The organism is uncultured Nostoc sp. (assembly GCF_964245575.1).
Classification (GTDB): Bacteria; Cyanobacteriota; Cyanobacteriia; order Cyanobacteriales; family Nostocaceae; genus Nostoc.
In genome coordinates this window covers 1-16,620 of sequence record NZ_CAXTNP010000184.1, presented here as the reverse complement: position 1 = coordinate 16,620, position 16,620 = coordinate 1, and the positions used below count along the sequence as shown (strand labels likewise).

Annotated in this window: 16 protein-coding genes and 1 pseudogene; 8 read left to right on the top strand and 9 right to left on the bottom strand. The window is 42.3% G+C overall.

The genetic code is table 11. The features are described from left to right. A partial coding sequence (locus tag ACFFAP_RS25185; RefSeq protein ID WP_375513776.1) for a hypothetical protein occupies positions 1-512 on the top strand: 512 nt, incomplete at its 5' end. A 29-nt stretch (positions 513-541) separates the two neighbouring features. On the opposite strand, the gene ACFFAP_RS25180 is transcribed toward ACFFAP_RS25185, so the two are convergent. The 8 genes from ACFFAP_RS25180 to ACFFAP_RS25145 all read right to left on the bottom strand — a co-directional run bounded on the left by ACFFAP_RS25180 (position 542) and on the right by ACFFAP_RS25145 (position 8,145). Continuing rightward, positions 542-805: an AbrB/MazE/SpoVT family DNA-binding domain-containing protein gene (locus ACFFAP_RS25180; RefSeq protein WP_375513775.1), complete on the bottom strand. Its 264-nt coding sequence runs from the start codon at positions 803-805 to the stop codon at positions 542-544. Between the two features lie 177 nt (positions 806-982). Then, entirely contained in the window at positions 983-2,386 is a 1,404-nt protein-coding gene (locus ACFFAP_RS25175; protein ID WP_100901325.1) for a ferredoxin:protochlorophyllide reductase (ATP-dependent) subunit N, read from the bottom strand. A 200-nt stretch (positions 2,387-2,586) separates the two neighbouring features. Further along, the gene (locus ACFFAP_RS25170; RefSeq protein WP_375513774.1) at positions 2,587-3,369 is read right to left on the bottom strand and encodes a DUF5331 domain-containing protein; all 783 of its coding nucleotides are present in this window, start codon (positions 3,367-3,369) and stop codon (positions 2,587-2,589) included. 31 nt (positions 3,370-3,400) lie between these two features. Then, positions 3,401-4,267 carry a ferredoxin:protochlorophyllide reductase (ATP-dependent) iron-sulfur ATP-binding protein gene (gene bchL, locus ACFFAP_RS25165; protein WP_375513773.1) on the bottom strand — a complete coding sequence of 289 codons (867 nt, stop codon included), beginning with the start codon at positions 4,265-4,267 and terminating at the stop codon, positions 3,401-3,403. Positions 4,268-4,930: 663 nt separating this feature from the next. Further along, positions 4,931-5,185, bottom strand: coding sequence for a TIGR02450 family Trp-rich protein (locus ACFFAP_RS25160; RefSeq protein ID WP_334922417.1), 255 nt, complete (start codon positions 5,183-5,185; stop codon positions 4,931-4,933). 170 nt (positions 5,186-5,355) lie between these two features. Beyond that, positions 5,356-5,730 (bottom strand): hypothetical protein, encoded by a 375-nt coding sequence (locus ACFFAP_RS25155; RefSeq protein ID WP_375513772.1) that lies wholly within the window; start codon positions 5,728-5,730, stop codon positions 5,356-5,358. Positions 5,731-5,864: 134 nt separating this feature from the next. After that, positions 5,865-6,521, bottom strand: a complete 657-nt coding sequence (locus ACFFAP_RS25150) for a GDYXXLXY domain-containing protein (protein ID WP_375513771.1) — start codon at positions 6,519-6,521, stop codon at positions 5,865-5,867. A 175-nt stretch (positions 6,522-6,696) separates the two neighbouring features. Further along, positions 6,697-8,145 carry a DUF2157 domain-containing protein gene (locus tag ACFFAP_RS25145; RefSeq protein ID WP_375513770.1) on the bottom strand — a complete coding sequence of 483 codons (1,449 nt, stop codon included), beginning with the start codon at positions 8,143-8,145 and terminating at the stop codon, positions 6,697-6,699. Between the two features lie 475 nt (positions 8,146-8,620). On the opposite strand from ACFFAP_RS25145, the gene clpB reads away from it, so the two are divergent. After that, a complete protein-coding gene (clpB, locus tag ACFFAP_RS25140; RefSeq protein ID WP_375513777.1) occupies positions 8,621-11,239 on the top strand; it encodes an ATP-dependent chaperone ClpB in 2,619 nt (872 codons plus the stop codon). Positions 11,240-11,383: 144 nt separating this feature from the next. Here the strand turns inward: clpB and ACFFAP_RS25135 are convergent, their stop codons facing one another. Then, positions 11,384-11,938, bottom strand: coding sequence for an SRPBCC family protein (locus ACFFAP_RS25135; RefSeq protein ID WP_375513769.1), 555 nt, complete (start codon positions 11,936-11,938; stop codon positions 11,384-11,386). A 421-nt stretch (positions 11,939-12,359) separates the two neighbouring features. Between ACFFAP_RS25135 and ACFFAP_RS25130 the strand changes: the two genes are divergently transcribed. From ACFFAP_RS25130 to ACFFAP_RS25105, 6 genes and pseudogenes are all read left to right on the top strand, one after another. Further along, entirely contained in the window at positions 12,360-12,554 is a 195-nt protein-coding gene (locus ACFFAP_RS25130) for a hypothetical protein (protein WP_375513768.1), read from the top strand. 282 nt (positions 12,555-12,836) lie between these two features. After that, the gene (rd, locus tag ACFFAP_RS25125; RefSeq protein ID WP_375513767.1) at positions 12,837-12,998 is read left to right on the top strand and encodes a rubredoxin; all 162 of its coding nucleotides are present in this window, start codon (positions 12,837-12,839) and stop codon (positions 12,996-12,998) included. A 52-nt stretch (positions 12,999-13,050) separates the two neighbouring features. Continuing rightward, positions 13,051-14,286: an NAD(P)/FAD-dependent oxidoreductase gene (locus ACFFAP_RS25120; protein ID WP_375513766.1), complete on the top strand. Its 1,236-nt coding sequence runs from the start codon at positions 13,051-13,053 to the stop codon at positions 14,284-14,286. A gap of 578 nt (positions 14,287-14,864) precedes the next feature. After that, positions 14,865-15,917, top strand: coding sequence for a UDP-3-O-(3-hydroxymyristoyl)glucosamine N-acyltransferase (lpxD, locus tag ACFFAP_RS25115; RefSeq protein ID WP_375513765.1), 1,053 nt, complete (start codon positions 14,865-14,867; stop codon positions 15,915-15,917). 75 nt (positions 15,918-15,992) lie between these two features. Further along, complete coding sequence (locus ACFFAP_RS25110) at positions 15,993-16,193, top strand: hypothetical protein (RefSeq protein ID WP_375513764.1); 201 nt, start codon at positions 15,993-15,995, stop codon at positions 16,191-16,193. Between the two features lie 26 nt (positions 16,194-16,219). Further along, a pseudogene (locus ACFFAP_RS25105) lies at positions 16,220-16,504 on the top strand (DUF4114 domain-containing protein); the annotation flags it as partial. Positions 16,505-16,620: the final 116 nt, after the last annotated feature.

Below are 16,620 nucleotides of genomic sequence, written 5' to 3'. Positions count from 1 at the left end.
TCAGTAAAACAATCTGTATTCTTAAGCACAAAATTAGATGCGCTTACCCTGCTAAAAATCAATATAATCCTTATAAAGGAAATACAGATGATTACTACTATTATTCAAATAAGGAATCGTATTTATCGTTAACGAAGTTAAAAGAAAGTGATATTATTTTTATGTTAGAGTTATGTTTTGTTACATTATATGGAAATGATTTTTATAAGTTTAATTATAAGCGACCTCGCAGCGTTAATTTACAAACATCCTCTACTGTATTGAAGAGACCACCCACTAAATTAGCCTCCTCTCTTCAACCATTAAATAAGGAATTTTACTATGTCATAGATCACGCTAGAGACTTCCGCAATGCTATTGTACATAATGAAAATAACAGAGAAGAACAGAAAAAACGGATTCAAGGGCTGCTATCAAAAAAGCCCTATCTCAAAAATATTCAAAATAATTATGATAAAATAGTAGAAGCTGTAAGTTGGTTTATACATCAAGTCTACTTTGCCATGAAATAGGATCAATTTTTTATTTTGGTTAGATTTCCTCAACCGCAATCATGCCACGATTCCTCTACACTTTGGCGAATTGCATTATCCATATCCTCAATAGTTTTAGGTTTTCCTTGATATTTTAAACACCCTGCTACATCATCTAATTTATTTTCTGGAAAAAGTTTCTTAGGCTTTAAAAGAATTCCATCACCCATATCAATAATAATAAATTCCTGACCTACTTCCCATTGATGAGCTTCCCGCAAAGATTGGGGAATAATTACTTGTCCTTGAGGAGACAATTTTGTAATTTCCATTAAGTTAAGAAGTAAAAAACTAAGACTAATATACAAATTTTAGCATTTTTGATTATTCCAATTTCTCCTCTTCCTCTGTGTTCTCTGTGCCTCTGCGGTTCATACATAAAAAAAGGACGAACCCGAAAAGTTCGCCCCTAACATGGTGTTTTGCTGTTGCTAAATAAAAACCCAAATCTAAATCTTCGCTTCTTCTCTCACCAACTTATCCCAACCCAAATCTTTCAAATTATTATTCCGACGCAACGGACGAGTCACCAACTCTAACATGTCACGCGCATTCGTAAAGCCGTGAATTTGAGCAAAAGTGAACTCCACAGACCACTTAGTATTAATACCGCGTGCTTCCAATGGGTTAGCGTGAGCCATACCAGTAATTACCAAATCTGGTTTCAACTCATAAATTCGCTGAAGTTGATTATAATTATCCGGCTTCTCCACAATCCTTGGCAGAGGTGAATTCATTTCCTGGCAAGTTTTCTCCAGCAATGCCAACTCAGCAGCTTGATAGCGCTTATCCATGTAGGGAATGCCGATTTCGTGAACTGTCATCCCACAACGGATTAAGAATCTTGCTTGGGAAACTTCCAGCAAATTATCACCCATGAAGAATACAGACTTACCGCGAATCAGTTTCACGTAATCTTCCAAGCCTGCCCAAATTTGTGCTTCCCGTTCATCCAAACCCTTGGGAGTAATACCGAACACCGAGCAGATTTTCTCAATCCAAGCGCGGGTACCATCGGGGCCAATGGGGAAGGGTGCGCCAATCAGTTTACATTTGCGGCGGCGCATTAAGGTGGTAGCAGTGCGGCTGAGGAAGGGGTTGACACCAGCGACATAATACCCTTCTTCTAGTACTGGCAGTTCAGTGAAGCGCTTCGCGGGTAGCCAGCCGGAAACTTTGATGCCTTGTTTCTTCAGTTCCAAGGTTAACTGAGTAACTACGGGGTCGGGAAGGGAGCCAAAGAGAACCAGTGGTGGGTGATCCACGTACTCAGATTCATCTTGGGCGACATCTTCTTTCTTCTTACCGAAGTTGAGCAATTTAGCGATCGCATTACGTTCACTTTTCTCTGTTTCCGCCACCGGAGCCTTATCGGGACAACGGTTAGCCATTGCAGCTAATACGGTGTCTTCCCCTTGGGTAAAGGCGTAATCTAGACCATTTGCCCGCGCTACAACAATGGGAATCCCAATTTCGGATTCCAGTTTTGGTGCTAAACCTTCCAAATCTGTTTTGATAATTTCGGTAGTGCAAGTGCCAATCCAGACAATTACACTAGGATTGCGATCGCGTTTAATCTGCAAGCACAACCGCTTTAACTCTTCATAATCATTCAGTTGTGCCGAAATATCGCCCTCTTCCAACTCTGCCATTGCATAGCGGGGTTCAGCAAAAATCATCACCCCCATCGCATTTTGCAAGAAGTAGCCACAAGTTTTTGTCCCAATCACCAAAAAGAAGCTATCTTCAATTTTTTGGTATAACCACGCCACGCAGCTAATTGGGCAAAAGGTATGGTAATTTCCAGTTTCACATTCAAAGCTTAAAGCTTCTGGTTGTTGAGCGACAGTCATTTTGGTTTTTTCTCCCCTTGATATTTAATGGCAGGTCAAGCAATTTTAGATTTTAGACTTCGGCTTCGCTCAGTCGAACGATTGATAATTTTGGATTGAAGACTGGGACAACAAAAGTATCCTCTGTCTGACGACAATTTCCCTAATTCCTAATCCAAAATCCCAAATCTAAAACTTAAAATTCCGAGGAAGGGCAATAATTAAGCGTTGGGGAAGAGACGGGCAATTTCTGATTCATCAAAAACGCCTGCTGGCAGTTCTTCCCCCAATAAATCGTTATTTTCTTCAGCTTTTTGCAAAGCTGTTTCATCACTCCAGACATCTGACAACACGTCTTTAAACGCATTCTCATTTAGTGGACTATCTCCAAGCGCCTCATCTTCATCCAGCTTGATTTCCATTGCATCTGTTGTACCGAAGCCCATGTCCCCAAACTCATCTGCTTCTAAAGTAGAGGTTTCGAGAGACTTTTCTTTTGAGTCGTGTCCGTTGGATAAGGAAATATCACCAAAGGCATCTTCGGTTTCCTCTAAATCGCCGATTTCTAGGCTTTGCTCCTCAGAATCCACGATTGTGACTTCTTCAACTACCACCACCGCCGCAAAGCCTTTTGTATGAGAATGTGTCAAAGTTTCTTCTTCAGGCTTTTCTTCAATGACAGCTGCTTCTTCTACAAATCTCTCTACTTCTGGGTTGACGAAGCGATTACCAAGAGCGAAATCTGGGTCAAAATGCAAATCCAGCACTTCAATCAGGGTATCAGCATCAGGATTGAGTTTGGCAAAGGGCAACATTAACTGCGCTAGTTTTGGCTCTAGGGCGTTAACAACTCCCAGGATGAGGTAAGAAGGTGGTCGCTTCCCGCCATCAGGTGTGTACACCGATTCCACTTGCATGTGCAGCGTGATCCAGTCCCGATTGTTCTGGAAAAATTGCAACCACTTTTGCTTTAATGAGCCTGTAAAGCTGTGAAAGAATGCCATGTTATTGTCCCCCATCCTGAGAACTTGTGATTTATACAATCATCAAGTCTAGTTCCTCTTCTGAATTAGGAACCTGGGGTTTACCCGGATTTAGATAAAAATCGGACAACAAAGAAAACAACTCCCGATCTGGTGAATCATTAGGTACAACACCTTCGGGACGCGCCAAAATTTGGTCGGCGATGTTGAGATAGTAGTCGCAAACATACTCTAGGGAAGGATCTTGCTCTGCCATCTCAAACAATGTCTTACCCTTAACACGGGAAACACGGATATCTTCAATTAAAGGTAAAACTTCCAAAACTGGCATGGGCACTGCTTCTATATATTTTTCAATCAAGTCGCGCTTAGAGGTGCGGTTGCCAATTAACCCAGCTAAACGTAGTGGGTGAGTTCTTGCTTTTTCGCGGACTGAAGCAGCGATCCGATTAGCCGCAAACAAAGCATCAAAGCCGTTGTCTGTAACAATCAGGCAGTAATCTGCATAGTTTAGTGGTGCTGCAAAACCACCGCAAACCACGTCACCCAGAACGTCAAAGAGAATTACATCGTATTCATCAAAGGCGTTGAGTTCCTTAAGTAATTTTACGGTTTCGCCGACTACGTATCCACCGCACCCAGCACCCGCAGGGGGGCCACCAGCTTCTACGCAATCCACACCGCCGTAGCCTTTATAAATCACATCTTCCGGCCAGACATCTTCGTAGTGATAGTCCTTTTCTTGGAGGGTGTCGATAATTGTCGGAATCAAAAATCCAGTCAGGGTAAAGGTACTGTCATGTTTGGGGTCGCAACCAATTTGCAGCACTTTTTTGCCACGTTTAGCTAGGGCGACTGATATGTTACAGCTAGTTGTGGATTTACCGATACCACCTTTTCCGTAGACTGCTAGTTTCACTGTTGTTTGCCTCTTATAGCTTTTTGTCAAACTTGTGGCTCAAACATTTGCCTTCACCTTTCCTGAGATGGCGATGCGTGAGGTCTGTGAATGTCATTATTGGGCAAATTACCTAGAAAAGAAAGTGGCTCTTAATTTGGAAAACGCTCTTATCCGATGAATTAAATCACAATTATATCTATTTGGGTTTTTATGAGCTTTAAAGACTTTATTAGCTCTAAAAACCATAAATAAACAATTTTTATTACTTATTTTTGTAAAAATAGTTACAAAAAACAAAAAGCTCAAATCGGCTTTTTTGAATGCTTTTTATAGAATTAGCTGATGATCAGACAACGTGTTTTCAAGGCATTGGGGCGCAGGGTCAAGGGGAAAGAGAGGTATATGCAGCCTGATGCTGGAAATACTACTGGAATTTGCGTTAGCGTAGCTCACCGTTCGCGTAGCGTCTCGTAGAGAAGGTATCGCAGATAAGTTGCCAGTTTTCACTCGCTAGTCACAACCATTTAATTGCTGCTTGAGAGTAAGTTACTCTGGTTTTGTAAAAAATTATTAAATTCCTAGATATTATCTAAGATTATTAAAATCTTTCGGTTGCCGCCAGTGAAGGAGGCGGCATCCCACTAATGGGCATTCCCAATCTAAGAGTGGGAACGAGTCAAATCAGGACACCTCAGTTTCAATTTCCTGGATTTCCTGTAATGTTTGCCAGCCAGCTTGCCACTGGGAGCTATCTTGTAATAATTTGGCATTTATCCAAAAACGGACTTTAGGATCGCAAGCAGAAACCATTTCGGCGTAAACCCACTTAGCCTGATTTTTCCGGTTAACAACTTGGAAGTGCCGCCAGCCATCAACTTTTCGCTGTGCTGTCCACTTAGAACCAACTAGGTAAGGAAATTTCTGTTTTTTAGTCATTTGTTATTAGTCACTTGTACTGAGCGTTCGCGTAGCGTCTCGTAGAGAAGCCGAAGTATTAGTCATTTGTCATTGGGCATAGGACATTGTTATTCTTCCCCTACTCCTCTTGCTCCCTCATCCCCCAGTCCCCAGTCCCTAATCCCCAGTCCCTAATCCCCAGTCCCCAATCAAGATGTCACCAAATCACCATTACGGGTAAACTTCTGGCAATGCAACTCACTATCTTGCTGGACGCATAGCGAAAACCATCTGATATGACTCCAGCAGGTGTTGATGTTGTTGGTAATTTTGCGCTTTTTCTTGGAAAGTCGTTGCCTTACAACTTCGTTAGGGCAAAGAATTTCTAACGTACCCGTACCATCTTCGTAATCGACGATGCGAAATAGGCAGTCTTGCAACATAGCACGGCTGCTGCTGTCGAAGAACCGCTTAAACCTCTGTAACTTTTCCCCTTCAGTCATTTGGCTGATGGGTTTTATTTTCAAGAAATCCTCATCCTCAAAATCAAAGTTATCATCTTCAAAGTCGTAGGGGTCAATCATTTTTAGCATCCACTAGACGACCTGGAATTATGGTAACTCTGTGTGGGGGCAGGGGAATGAGAAGATACGGAGATGGTTTTGTACCATTGACTTGAAAGTTGATGGAGTTTAACAACACCTTGCACTGTTGAGAATTAAAAATGATATTTGCGATCGCGTACCCACATATTTATAGGTACAGCTTTACCTTGTGCATTCACTTTCACTTCCACTACTATCGGTTGCGGCTGTCCTGGTTTGATTGATCGGGCTTTAGAGATATCGTTGTTAATATCGTTCCGTTGATCCTCTGGGATGTAGTAAGTTTCTAAGCCATAAGTAATCGAATTATAGCCACTATATTGACCTTTTAAGGCTATCTGATTTGCAGCTAGGGAAGTTGGGAATTGTCCACTTACGCGCACAGGTTTCCAAGCTTGAGGAATTCCAACAGAGGATTTTTGCTCTTCCAAAATTATATACAAGTTGGTTCCCTGCGCCAAAGGCTCGCCTCGTTTATCGGGAGCAGGATTTTGCTTCACCAAATCTCCCCAACCAGGAAGTTTTTTTAAATTATCTATGCGAGAAATTTGATAATTTAGCGTCACAGAGTAACCGCGCAGCAAATCGTAAGGATCTACAGGTAGAGTTTGCAAAATAGCTGTTTTACCTGTAACAAATGTATAAACTGATTGGGCTGGTACTGCTAAGATGATCGCTGTTTGAATTAGCAGAGGAACTACAAACCGCCAAAGAACTATAGGTTTTTTTGAAGATTCATTTTGCAAAGGTAATGCTTGATTAGTTTCCATAGGGAATAATCCGAAAAATGAGTTTTGAGTATTGAACGATCGGCTTTTTTGAATTCATCAATTTTTTACACAAGTTTTGCATAAAAATGCACTTGATATTTATTAAACGAACCACCAAAGATGCAAAAAAAGATATGGTTCAAGTAATTAGTGCTTTCTTTACAGAGAATTTGTATTATGACCGATTATCATCAGAAGTTGATAAGACTGGCAAAGATGACAAATAACGTTCAAACCACAATCCAGCAAAAATTACAGCAATACCGCACAAAACAAAAACTAAAGATTTGAAGAGTAAAGCGGTGTCGTACTCTAGTGTTCGGCTGATAATTTGTAGTGTTAATAATATTACTCCACCCCAAAAATCGCGTCGTTGTCCTAACTCCAGCGCTTCCCGAATTAGTTCAAACCCTAACACTGCTAAAAGGACATTAAAAGCAAATATGGGAATGGCTGGACTCAAAGTGATAGCTTGATGAACGAAGATTAATAAAGCAGTTATGACAATCAAGCTGCCAATAAAGATTGTTTTGATATCTATTCCTTGACGTTCCCTGTTGCTTGTTGACCGTAGCAAATGCCACCATTGCCATAGAGCTAAAACTGTGAAAATTCCCACATCAATAAAGGGTAGCGAAGTTGCTAAGTGATTATTTTGAAATTCAGTGTAATAACCAACAGATGGATCTGACCATAACCAACGGAAAGACAGGTAGTAAAACGTGATGCTGAAAAACACCCTAGTTAGAGTCCTGGCAAAGGGCTGAAATAGCCTGGAAGAAACTCGCCAAAATAGTAAGTCATCATAACTCCACAATAATGCTGGGGGGAGGGCAAAGGCGGCTATAGCAATCCAAGGTGGAGCATCTCTATATGTCAGAACTTGCAGCGACTGGAGATGAAATTGCCAGGATGTAACAAATGCGATCGCCGCAATTCTGAAAATCCAACGGGAACGACACCAGTAAGCTAGAGGTACAAACACTACACCTAAAAGTAGGGGCAGATGTTGTATTACCAGCCGCGCCCATGTCAGATCATTTTGTGCAAAGTACCCATCGAAGCATCCTATCGAATACCCGATTAGTACTAGGATCAGGGCAAGCATCCCCAAGGAAGTCAAGCGCAGGCCGTAAGCCATTAGCAAAACAGCCAACCCCCAAATTAAGAACAGTTCGTAACTTGAACCGCTAATATGGAACATTTGCGCCAACAGCGCTATATTTGCGCCTATCGTCAACGCACCTAAAAGTAGCAAGCCTTCTCCGAAGACCTGTTGGCGGCGTTTTCGGCTTCTTGGGGAAATATTATTGCTTGCAGGTTGTCTCCACAAAATAAAACCAGCAATATTAGTTATCAGGAATAAACTTAACAGTAGTGTTAACTTGGCTTCTCTATTCAAAGCTTGCCAGTTGGCAGCTACAAAAGTAATTACACCTAAGCCTAACAATGTTGCACCCACAGCGATCAAGATAAAAACGAAGCGATCGCGAGCGGCAGTTTCTAGATTATTAAATTGATACCTTTGTGCGAGTATTTGGTAAAAATCGGCATCAATAAGTCCTTCATCCTGCCATAGTTGCGCTTCTTGACGCAACTGGCGGCGAAAATTATCAAGTGACATGATTCTCTCCGAGGCTGTAAGCAAATGGAATGTGGGACGAGAACTATGCTCGTTATGTCAATGAAGCTAATTATACTTACAGTGTCGCTCGACTGTTTTACGCAATACAGGTGTGAAAGTAAAGATGGGCTTGACACCATTTAAGGCGATCGCCTAGTTTATTGCCTTAAACATCTCACGACTGCCTAGAAAGTACAAATAAGGAATTTTTTTTCCAAGAGCGGTAATACTACTACTCTATAAAGATGTAAAGACCGATCCAGCTAGTCGCCTCTATGTTTTTACAATGACGATATCAGAACAAAACTGATTCTTGTTCTGTATGCGATGGACACTTCGCCCAAAAAGTGTTCCCCCAAAGTTCTGATATCTGAAGACAAGCTGCCGTCCGGGCGATTATATCGGAAGTCGGCACTCAGATAACTCTGGGCAGCATTGTCTCATGGTTGGGCGTTTACGTTCCTCAAAAAAGCCTATGCAACCAACTAATCCAAATCAATTTACAGAAAAAGCCTGGGAAGCGATCGCCCATACCCCGGATATTGTGAAACAATATCAACAGCAGCAGATAGAAAGCGAACACCTGATGAAAGCGCTGTTAGAACAAGATGGTCTAGCAACTGGCATTCTCACCAAGGCAGGTGTTAATCTTCAAAAACTGCGCGATCGCACTGAACAATTTTTTCAACGTCAGCCGAAAGTATCCGGTACTAGCAGTTCTGTTTACTTGGGACGTAGCTTGGATACACTTCTAGATCGAGCAGACGGATATCGCAAAGAGTTTCAAGACGAATATATTTCAATTGAACACTTATTACTGGCTTACGCTAAAGATGACCGCTTTGGCAAAGGTTTATTCCAAGAATTTGGTTTAGACGAAGGCAAGCTAAAAAATATTATTAAACAAATTCGTGGGAGTCAAAAAGTGACCGACCAAAATCCAGAAGGCAAATACGAAGCACTGGAAAAATACGGGCGTGACCTTACAGAAGCCGCGCGTAAAGGTCAACTCGATCCAGTGATTGGGCGGGATGATGAAATTCGTCGGACTGTACAAATTCTCTCTCGCCGCACTAAGAATAACCCTGTGCTAATTGGTGAACCGGGTGTTGGTAAAACTGCGATCGCCGAAGGATTAGCACAGCGTATTATTGCAGGTGATGTACCTCAATCCCTCAAAGACTGCAAACTAATCGCTTTAGATATGGGTGCTTTGATTGCAGGGGCAAAATTCCGGGGTGAATTTGAAGAACGTCTAAAAGCGGTATTAAAAGAAGTTACTGAATCTACCGGCAAGATTGTTTTATTTATTGATGAAATTCACACTGTTGTCGGCGCTGGTGCAACCCAAGGCGCGATGGATGCTAGTAACTTGTTAAAACCAATGTTGGCGCGGGGCGAATTGCGCTGTATTGGGGCGACAACTTTAGATGAATACCGCAAACATATCGAAAAAGATGCCGCATTGGAAAGACGTTTCCAGCAAGTTTATGTGGATCAGCCCAGTGTAGAAGATAGTATTTCGATTTTGCGCGGGTTGAGAGAACGTTATGAAAACCACCACGGGGTGAAGATTTCTGATAGTGCTTTAGTTGCAGCCGCCGTATTGTCGAGTCGATATATTAGCGATCGCTTCTTACCAGATAAAGCCATTGACTTGGTAGATGAAGCCGCCGCGAGATTGAAAATGGAGATTACCTCCAAACCAGAAGAACTCGACGAAATCGATCGCAAAATTCTGCAATTGGAAATGGAGAAGCTTTCGCTGCAAAAAGAAAGCGATGCAGCTTCTCGTGAACGTCTAGGAAGACTGGAAAAAGAAATTGCCGATCTCAAAGAAGAACAAAAAACTCTAAATACTCAATGGCAGTCTGAAAAAGATATCATTGACAAAATTCAGTCTGTTAAAAAAGAGATTGAACAGGTCAATTTAGAGATTCAGCAAGCAGAACGCGACTACGACCTTAACCGTGCTGCTGAGTTGAAATACGGCACTTTAACCAGTTTGCATCGTCAATTGGAAGCAGTAGAAGCTGAATTGGCAAGCACTCAAAGAAGTGGGAAATCACTATTACGGGAAGAAGTCACAGAAGGTGATATTGCCGAAATTATTTCTAAATGGACAGGAATTCCGATCAGCAAGTTGGTGGAATCAGAGAAAGAAAAACTGCTGCATTTAGAAGATGAACTGCATCGCCGGGTGGTTGGACAAGAAGAAGCAGTCACAGCCGTAGCGGATGCAATTCAGCGATCGCGGGCTGGATTAGCCGATCCCAATCGTCCCATCGCTAGCTTTATTTTCCTTGGGCCAACGGGTGTGGGTAAAACCGAGTTGGCGAAAGCGCTGGCGGCGTATATGTTCGATAGCGAAGATGCGCTGGTGCGAATCGATATGTCAGAGTACATGGAGAAACACGCCGTCTCTCGCTTAATCGGTGCGCCTCCAGGATACGTGGGTTATGAAGAAGGCGGACAACTTACAGAAGCGATTCGCCGCCGTCCTTACTCAGTGATTCTTTTCGACGAAATCGAGAAAGCACACCCCGATGTATTTAATATCTTCTTGCAAATTCTTGATGATGGTCGCGTTACTGATGCCCAAGGTCATAAGGTGGACTTCAAGAACGCTATTATTATCATGACTAGCAACATCGGTTCGCAGTACATTCTTGATATTGCTGGGGATAACGCCCATTATGACGAAATGCGCCGTCGAGTCATGGAAGCAATGCGAAATAGCTTCCGTCCAGAGTTCCTGAACCGGATTGACGAAATCATCATCTTCCACGGTTTGGATAAGAAGGAATTGCGGCAAATTGTGCTACTGCAAGTAGAAAGATTGCGGCAAAGATTGAGCGATCGCAAAATATCCCTCAAGCTCTCGGATACTGCACTTGACTTTTTAGCCGAAGTAGGGTATGACCCTGTATATGGGGCACGTCCACTAAAGCGGGCGATTCAGCGAGAGTTAGAAACTCAAATTGCCAAAGCCATCTTGCGCGGCGAATTCACCGACGGCAGCACCATCTTTGTAGATGTGCAAAATGAGCGTCTTTCTTTTAGTCGCTTACCCGTTGAGGTGTTTACCAGCTAATTAAAGATCAATAGGCTTGGTGTTAGTGATATTTTGCCCATGAAGATTCCCCCAACTCCCTGATAAATTGGGGGGCTTAATTTTATCCTTACCCAATGCATCGTAGAGTTAATCTCAAATCTCAAATCTCAAATCTAAAATTGATTAACCCTTACAAATCACTTGTCGCATTTTACGCATATTTGCAGGTAACTCTAAATTCATTGCTTGTTGAATGAAAATTGATGGAATTGGAATCAGAGGTGTAGCTTGCACAGTATAAGCTAGCATTGTACCATTACCGCAATCTTTTAGTTCTAAATTGGCGTTAAAATCCTCAAAAGTCCCTTTTTCCATGCGGAATTGAATTTGTTGCCCCAGCACTTCTACAACGTTGAGGTAAATTTCAACTTGAGCCGTGAAAAAGAAAAAGGCTTTTTGTGCTGCTTGATACAAGCGTTTGACTTCACCTTTGTGTGATATCTCGCTTTTAGTGATATCGGGGAAATATTGCACCCACCGGGGGTAATCAGTTAATTGCTGCCAGACTTGCGATCGCACCATCGGCACATACATCCAAGCTGTCACCGCGCCACCCCAGGTTTTGTGCGATCGCGTTTCTATTAAAATTTCACCCTGTACCAGCAACTTTTGCTTGTCTTGACTCCAAGCCATATCTGAACCTGCAATAATTGAGTCTGAGATATGAGACACAGACATAATGATTTTAGTTACTCCTCAACTCATCCACCTAAATAGAGCTGAAACTACAAGCCATAAAACTTGATTTAGATCCAACCCATTAAATTTTAGTTCCAGTGTAATGCCTATGCTTTACAGTAACAGAGACTTTTTGGTAATTATTTCAGTTATATTACTGGAAAAACTGTAGTTCTTATCACAATTAACACAATCAATATTTAAGTAGACTTGATAATAGCAGTATTTATAAATTAAAAACTAAGTTCTTAACAGCTAGAATGGCACAAACACGACCTAATATCAAGTATCTTACCCCAACGTTTGGATAGCATCTCTCGATTTTTACGTGTTATTTCTGATGAAACTGCAACTTTATCGTAACTTCATATCTTATTGTCAATATCAAGTGTAATCTCTGTTGAGTTGAGAGGAAAAGTAGGTGAGTCAATCTTATTTAAATCGTAGATTAATCCAGATTTTCGGTATCCTTCTCGGCATTAGTGTAGCCGTCTGGGTACTGAGAGGTTTTGGTATTCTCACTTTTATTCCAGGTGGAATAATTTGGCTACTGCTACTAGGGGCGATCGCGATCGCGATTATCAGTTACGTCCAGAGAACTTGGTGGCGTTTTTAGTCATTGGTCATTTGTCATTTGTCATTTGTCATTTGTCACTTGTACTGAGCGGAGTCGAAGTATTGGTCTAAGATACAAGAGTTTTTGGTATATAGCGCACCACTCCTGAGCGAAAAAAACTAATGATATCGAACTAATTCAAACCACGTCCCAAGGAATGCCCTGAGCTTTGCCGTTGGATGGGCGTGGTTTCTCTTGGACTAATGACTAAGCCTATTTTGACTAACTACCAGAAGTATTTAATACTGAAGCAAAGCCAACAATTTACTAGAGGAAACGAACATGGCAAAGTATATATGTACTGTTTGCGCCTATGAATATGACCCGGAAGTAGGCGATCCAGATAGCGATATAGCGTCGGGAACAGCCTTTGAAGATATACCAGATGATTGGGTATGTCCGACTTGTGGTGCTACAAAAGATCAATTTGAACTAGTTGAATAGTGAAGATAACGGCTAGCCTAGTAAAGTACGTGCTATTGAGAAATTTTAGAACTTGCTACCGTTACGAATCGTAGTTATTGGGGGTGGGGCAGCAGGATTTTTTGGCGCGATCGCTTGTGCTAAAGCCAATCCTGATGCCCAAGTTACTTTACTCGAAGCCAGTCGCCAACCCCTAGCGAAAGTGCTAATTTCTGGTGGCGGACGCTGCAACGTTACTCACGCTTGCTTTTTGCCTGAGGAGTTAGTGGAAAATTACCCCAGAGGTGCAAAAGCTTTGCGGGGTGCTTTGACTCGGTTTGGGCCTCAAGACACACTAGCTTGGTTTGCTGCTGGTGGAGTCTATCTAAAAACTGAAGCCGATGGGCGGATGTTTCCTGTCACCAATACTTCAGAAACCATTGTGGAATGTCTGATAAAAGCGGTGGCGACATCTGGTGTCAAACTCCGTATCGGTACACACGTAACTTCAGTGAGTACCGCAGCAGATGGGGGGTTTGATATTCTTTTGAAGTCGGGAGATTCAATTAAATGCGATCGCCTACTTCTGGCTACCGGCAGCAGCCTTGCGGGTTATAAAATTGTCCAAGAGTTAGGTCATCAAATAGAAGCGCCAGTACCCTCTCTGTTTACCTTTAACATTGCCGATCCTCAATTGCGGGCTTTAGCTGGAGTTAGCGTTAACCCTGTGCAATTGCAGTTATCTCTGGGCGGAAAATCCCAATTACAACAAACTGGCCCATTACTAATTACCCACTGGGGTTTGAGTGGCCCGGCTGTTTTGAAGCTTTCTGCTTGGGGTGCGAGAGTTCTGCACCAAAGGCGCTATCAAGCCACATTATTGATTAATTGGCTGCCCCAATTGCAACATGAACTTGTGCGAGAAAAAGTTTTAGCAGTTAAAGATGAATGGGGAAAGAAAGCGATCGCATTACATCGCGGCGTTGATCTACCCCATCGTCTCTGGCAATATATCATTGCCCGTGCAGGCATTACCACAGAAGACCGTTGGGCAGAAATATCTAGTAAAACCTTAAATAAACTCTTGCAAGAACTTACCCAGGGACAATACTTAATCAGTGGCAAAGGAGCCTTTAAAGAAGAATTTGTTACCTGTGGAGGTGTCAACCTCAAAGAAGTCAACTTTAAAACGATGGAAAGTAGGTTAGTTCCTGGTCTTTATTTTGCCGGAGAAATCTTAGATATTGATGGCATTACTGGTGGGTTTAACTTCCAAAGTGCTTGGACAACCGGGTATTTAGCAGGGATAGCAATGGCGACTAATTCGTAATTCGTAATTCTTATATCGCAAGAGTTTCATTGATTTGGGATGGGTGGTTTACTTCCTCCGTGCTGTACTAATGGTCTGTCCCATTAATTTTGCGGGGTAAGAGAACGAGCCGCGTTCGCACTTCGCGTCTCGTAGAGAAGACGCGAAGTACGCCAACTCTTAGAGAGGCTTTGCCAACGCGCAGCGTCTCGCAGAGAAGAAAGAGGTAAGAAGAGAAATTTAAAAACTGATTTACCTATCAAAATTAATGAAACAGACTACTAGTACGCCACGGCGTAAATAGAGTAACCATCTAAAATCCCTGCATAGCTTATTCCATAATACTTTTGACTTTTGATTTTTGACTTTTGACTTCCGCCTTGCTGTACTAGTACTCCACCACAGGGATTATGACAGTTTAAGAGAGTTAGTAGTAAGCAGTAAAGTCCTTATTGAAACGGACTTTTGCTATTAGCCAGGGACTTGAGTCACTGGCGGTTCAAGTATTTTTGCTATAGGTTTACTAATTATCTGGCTACTACAAAGCGGCAAAAATAAAGCTACCATCCTTTGTAGATCAATTTTGAATACACCCAACAATGAAATTCAGCGAAATTCTCCGCCAATTTGGTGATGCCGCTACCAATCATAGCCTGACTAGCAACCCAGACCATGACCCAGAAATTACAGGGGTAGCAGCTATTGATGAAGCTAGCAACGGTACTCTCAGCTACGTAGAAGGGGCAAAATTCGGGTCTTTTATTGGTAAGACTGATGCTAGTGCTTTAATTTTGCCCCAAGATGAAAAATTACAGGTGGTTGCACACCAGAGAGGTATTGTCTGGATAGCCACCTCAGATCCGCGACTGTTGTTTGCCAAAGCGATCGCACTTTTTTACCAACCATATCGTCCCATCCCAGAAATTCATCCTACTGCTGTGATTCACTCTACGGCAAAAGTTGGTAATGATGTTTACATTGGCCCCCATGCTGTGATTCAACAAAGAGTAGAAATTGGCGATGGCGCAATTATCCATCCGAATGTGGTGATTTATCCAGATGCCAAAATAGGCGATCGCACTACCTTACACGCCAACTGTACCATCCACGAACGCACCCGCATCGGTGCAGATTGTGTGATTCACAGTGGTGCTGTCATCGGTGCAGAAGGCTTTGGTTTTGTTCCTACCCAGACTGGTTGGTTCAAAATGGAACAATCCGGCTATACAGTTTTAGAAGATGGCGTGGAAGTTGGCTGTAACAGTGGCATTGACCGCCCAGCAGTCGGAGAAACACGAGTAGGTCGCAATACAGTAATTGATAGTTTAGTGCAAATAGGTCATGGTTGCAAAATTGGTTCTGGCTGTGCGATCGCAGGTCAGGTTGGCATGGCGGGAGGAGTTCAACTGGGAAATCGCGTTATTTTAGCTGGACAAACAGGAATAGTTAATCAAGTGAAGATGGGAGATGGGGCAATGACATCTGCTCAAACTGGAATTCACAATGATGTTGCACCAGGAGAAATTGTCTGCGGAACTCCAGCCCTTCCTTACAAACTATATCTCAAGGTATCTGCTGTTTATGGTCGCCTACCAGATATGTATCAATCGCTAAAACAATTACAACGTAAATTCAAAAATAGCAATGATTAATAGGAGCTAGTAAGTTAGAAGGTAAAAGTAAAAAGAGAAGAAAGACTTAATAAGTTCTGTTTTGTCTTTTTACTTTTGCCTAATGATGGTGTAGCTGATCTTCTGGTTGGACAAGCTGGTTATGTCCAAGCTGCTGTGAATCAACGGATTGCAGATATTAATTTAACAGTTAGGACTTACACACGCTCTACGATTTTTTCTCTACGAGACGCTGCGCGTTGGCAAAGCCTCTCTAAGAGTTGGTGTTCTTGGCGTCTTGGCGGTTCGATAAATTAAGCTTTTCGGCGATTTTTGCGTAAGTCCTGACAGTGAATAATCAAGCCACCGCCACTTCTACTAGCTCTTTTTCTGGTGGGGGAATTTTTGTCCCATTTATTATTGTCAATGGTAGACGTGATGCTTTGCTAGATAGTAATACTAGTAATGATCCGGCGGTTTATTTCCCTTTCTTGGGTGCTAATTCCGACAAGAGTGACCATATTCCTTTGTTAGGTGATAATGTTTTTGGCTTTGAGGATTTACCTTATCTTGGCGATAAGGATTACAATGACGTGATTGTCAAAGTTGGGTTGAGTGTAGCAGCTTAAGCTAGATTTAGATCCCCAACTTATTCAAGAAGTCGGGGATCTTGGGCGGTGTCATATTCAAACAAAAACAGCAACATTCAAGCTTATAACTCGGAAGTTGAGCCTCTGAACTCGGA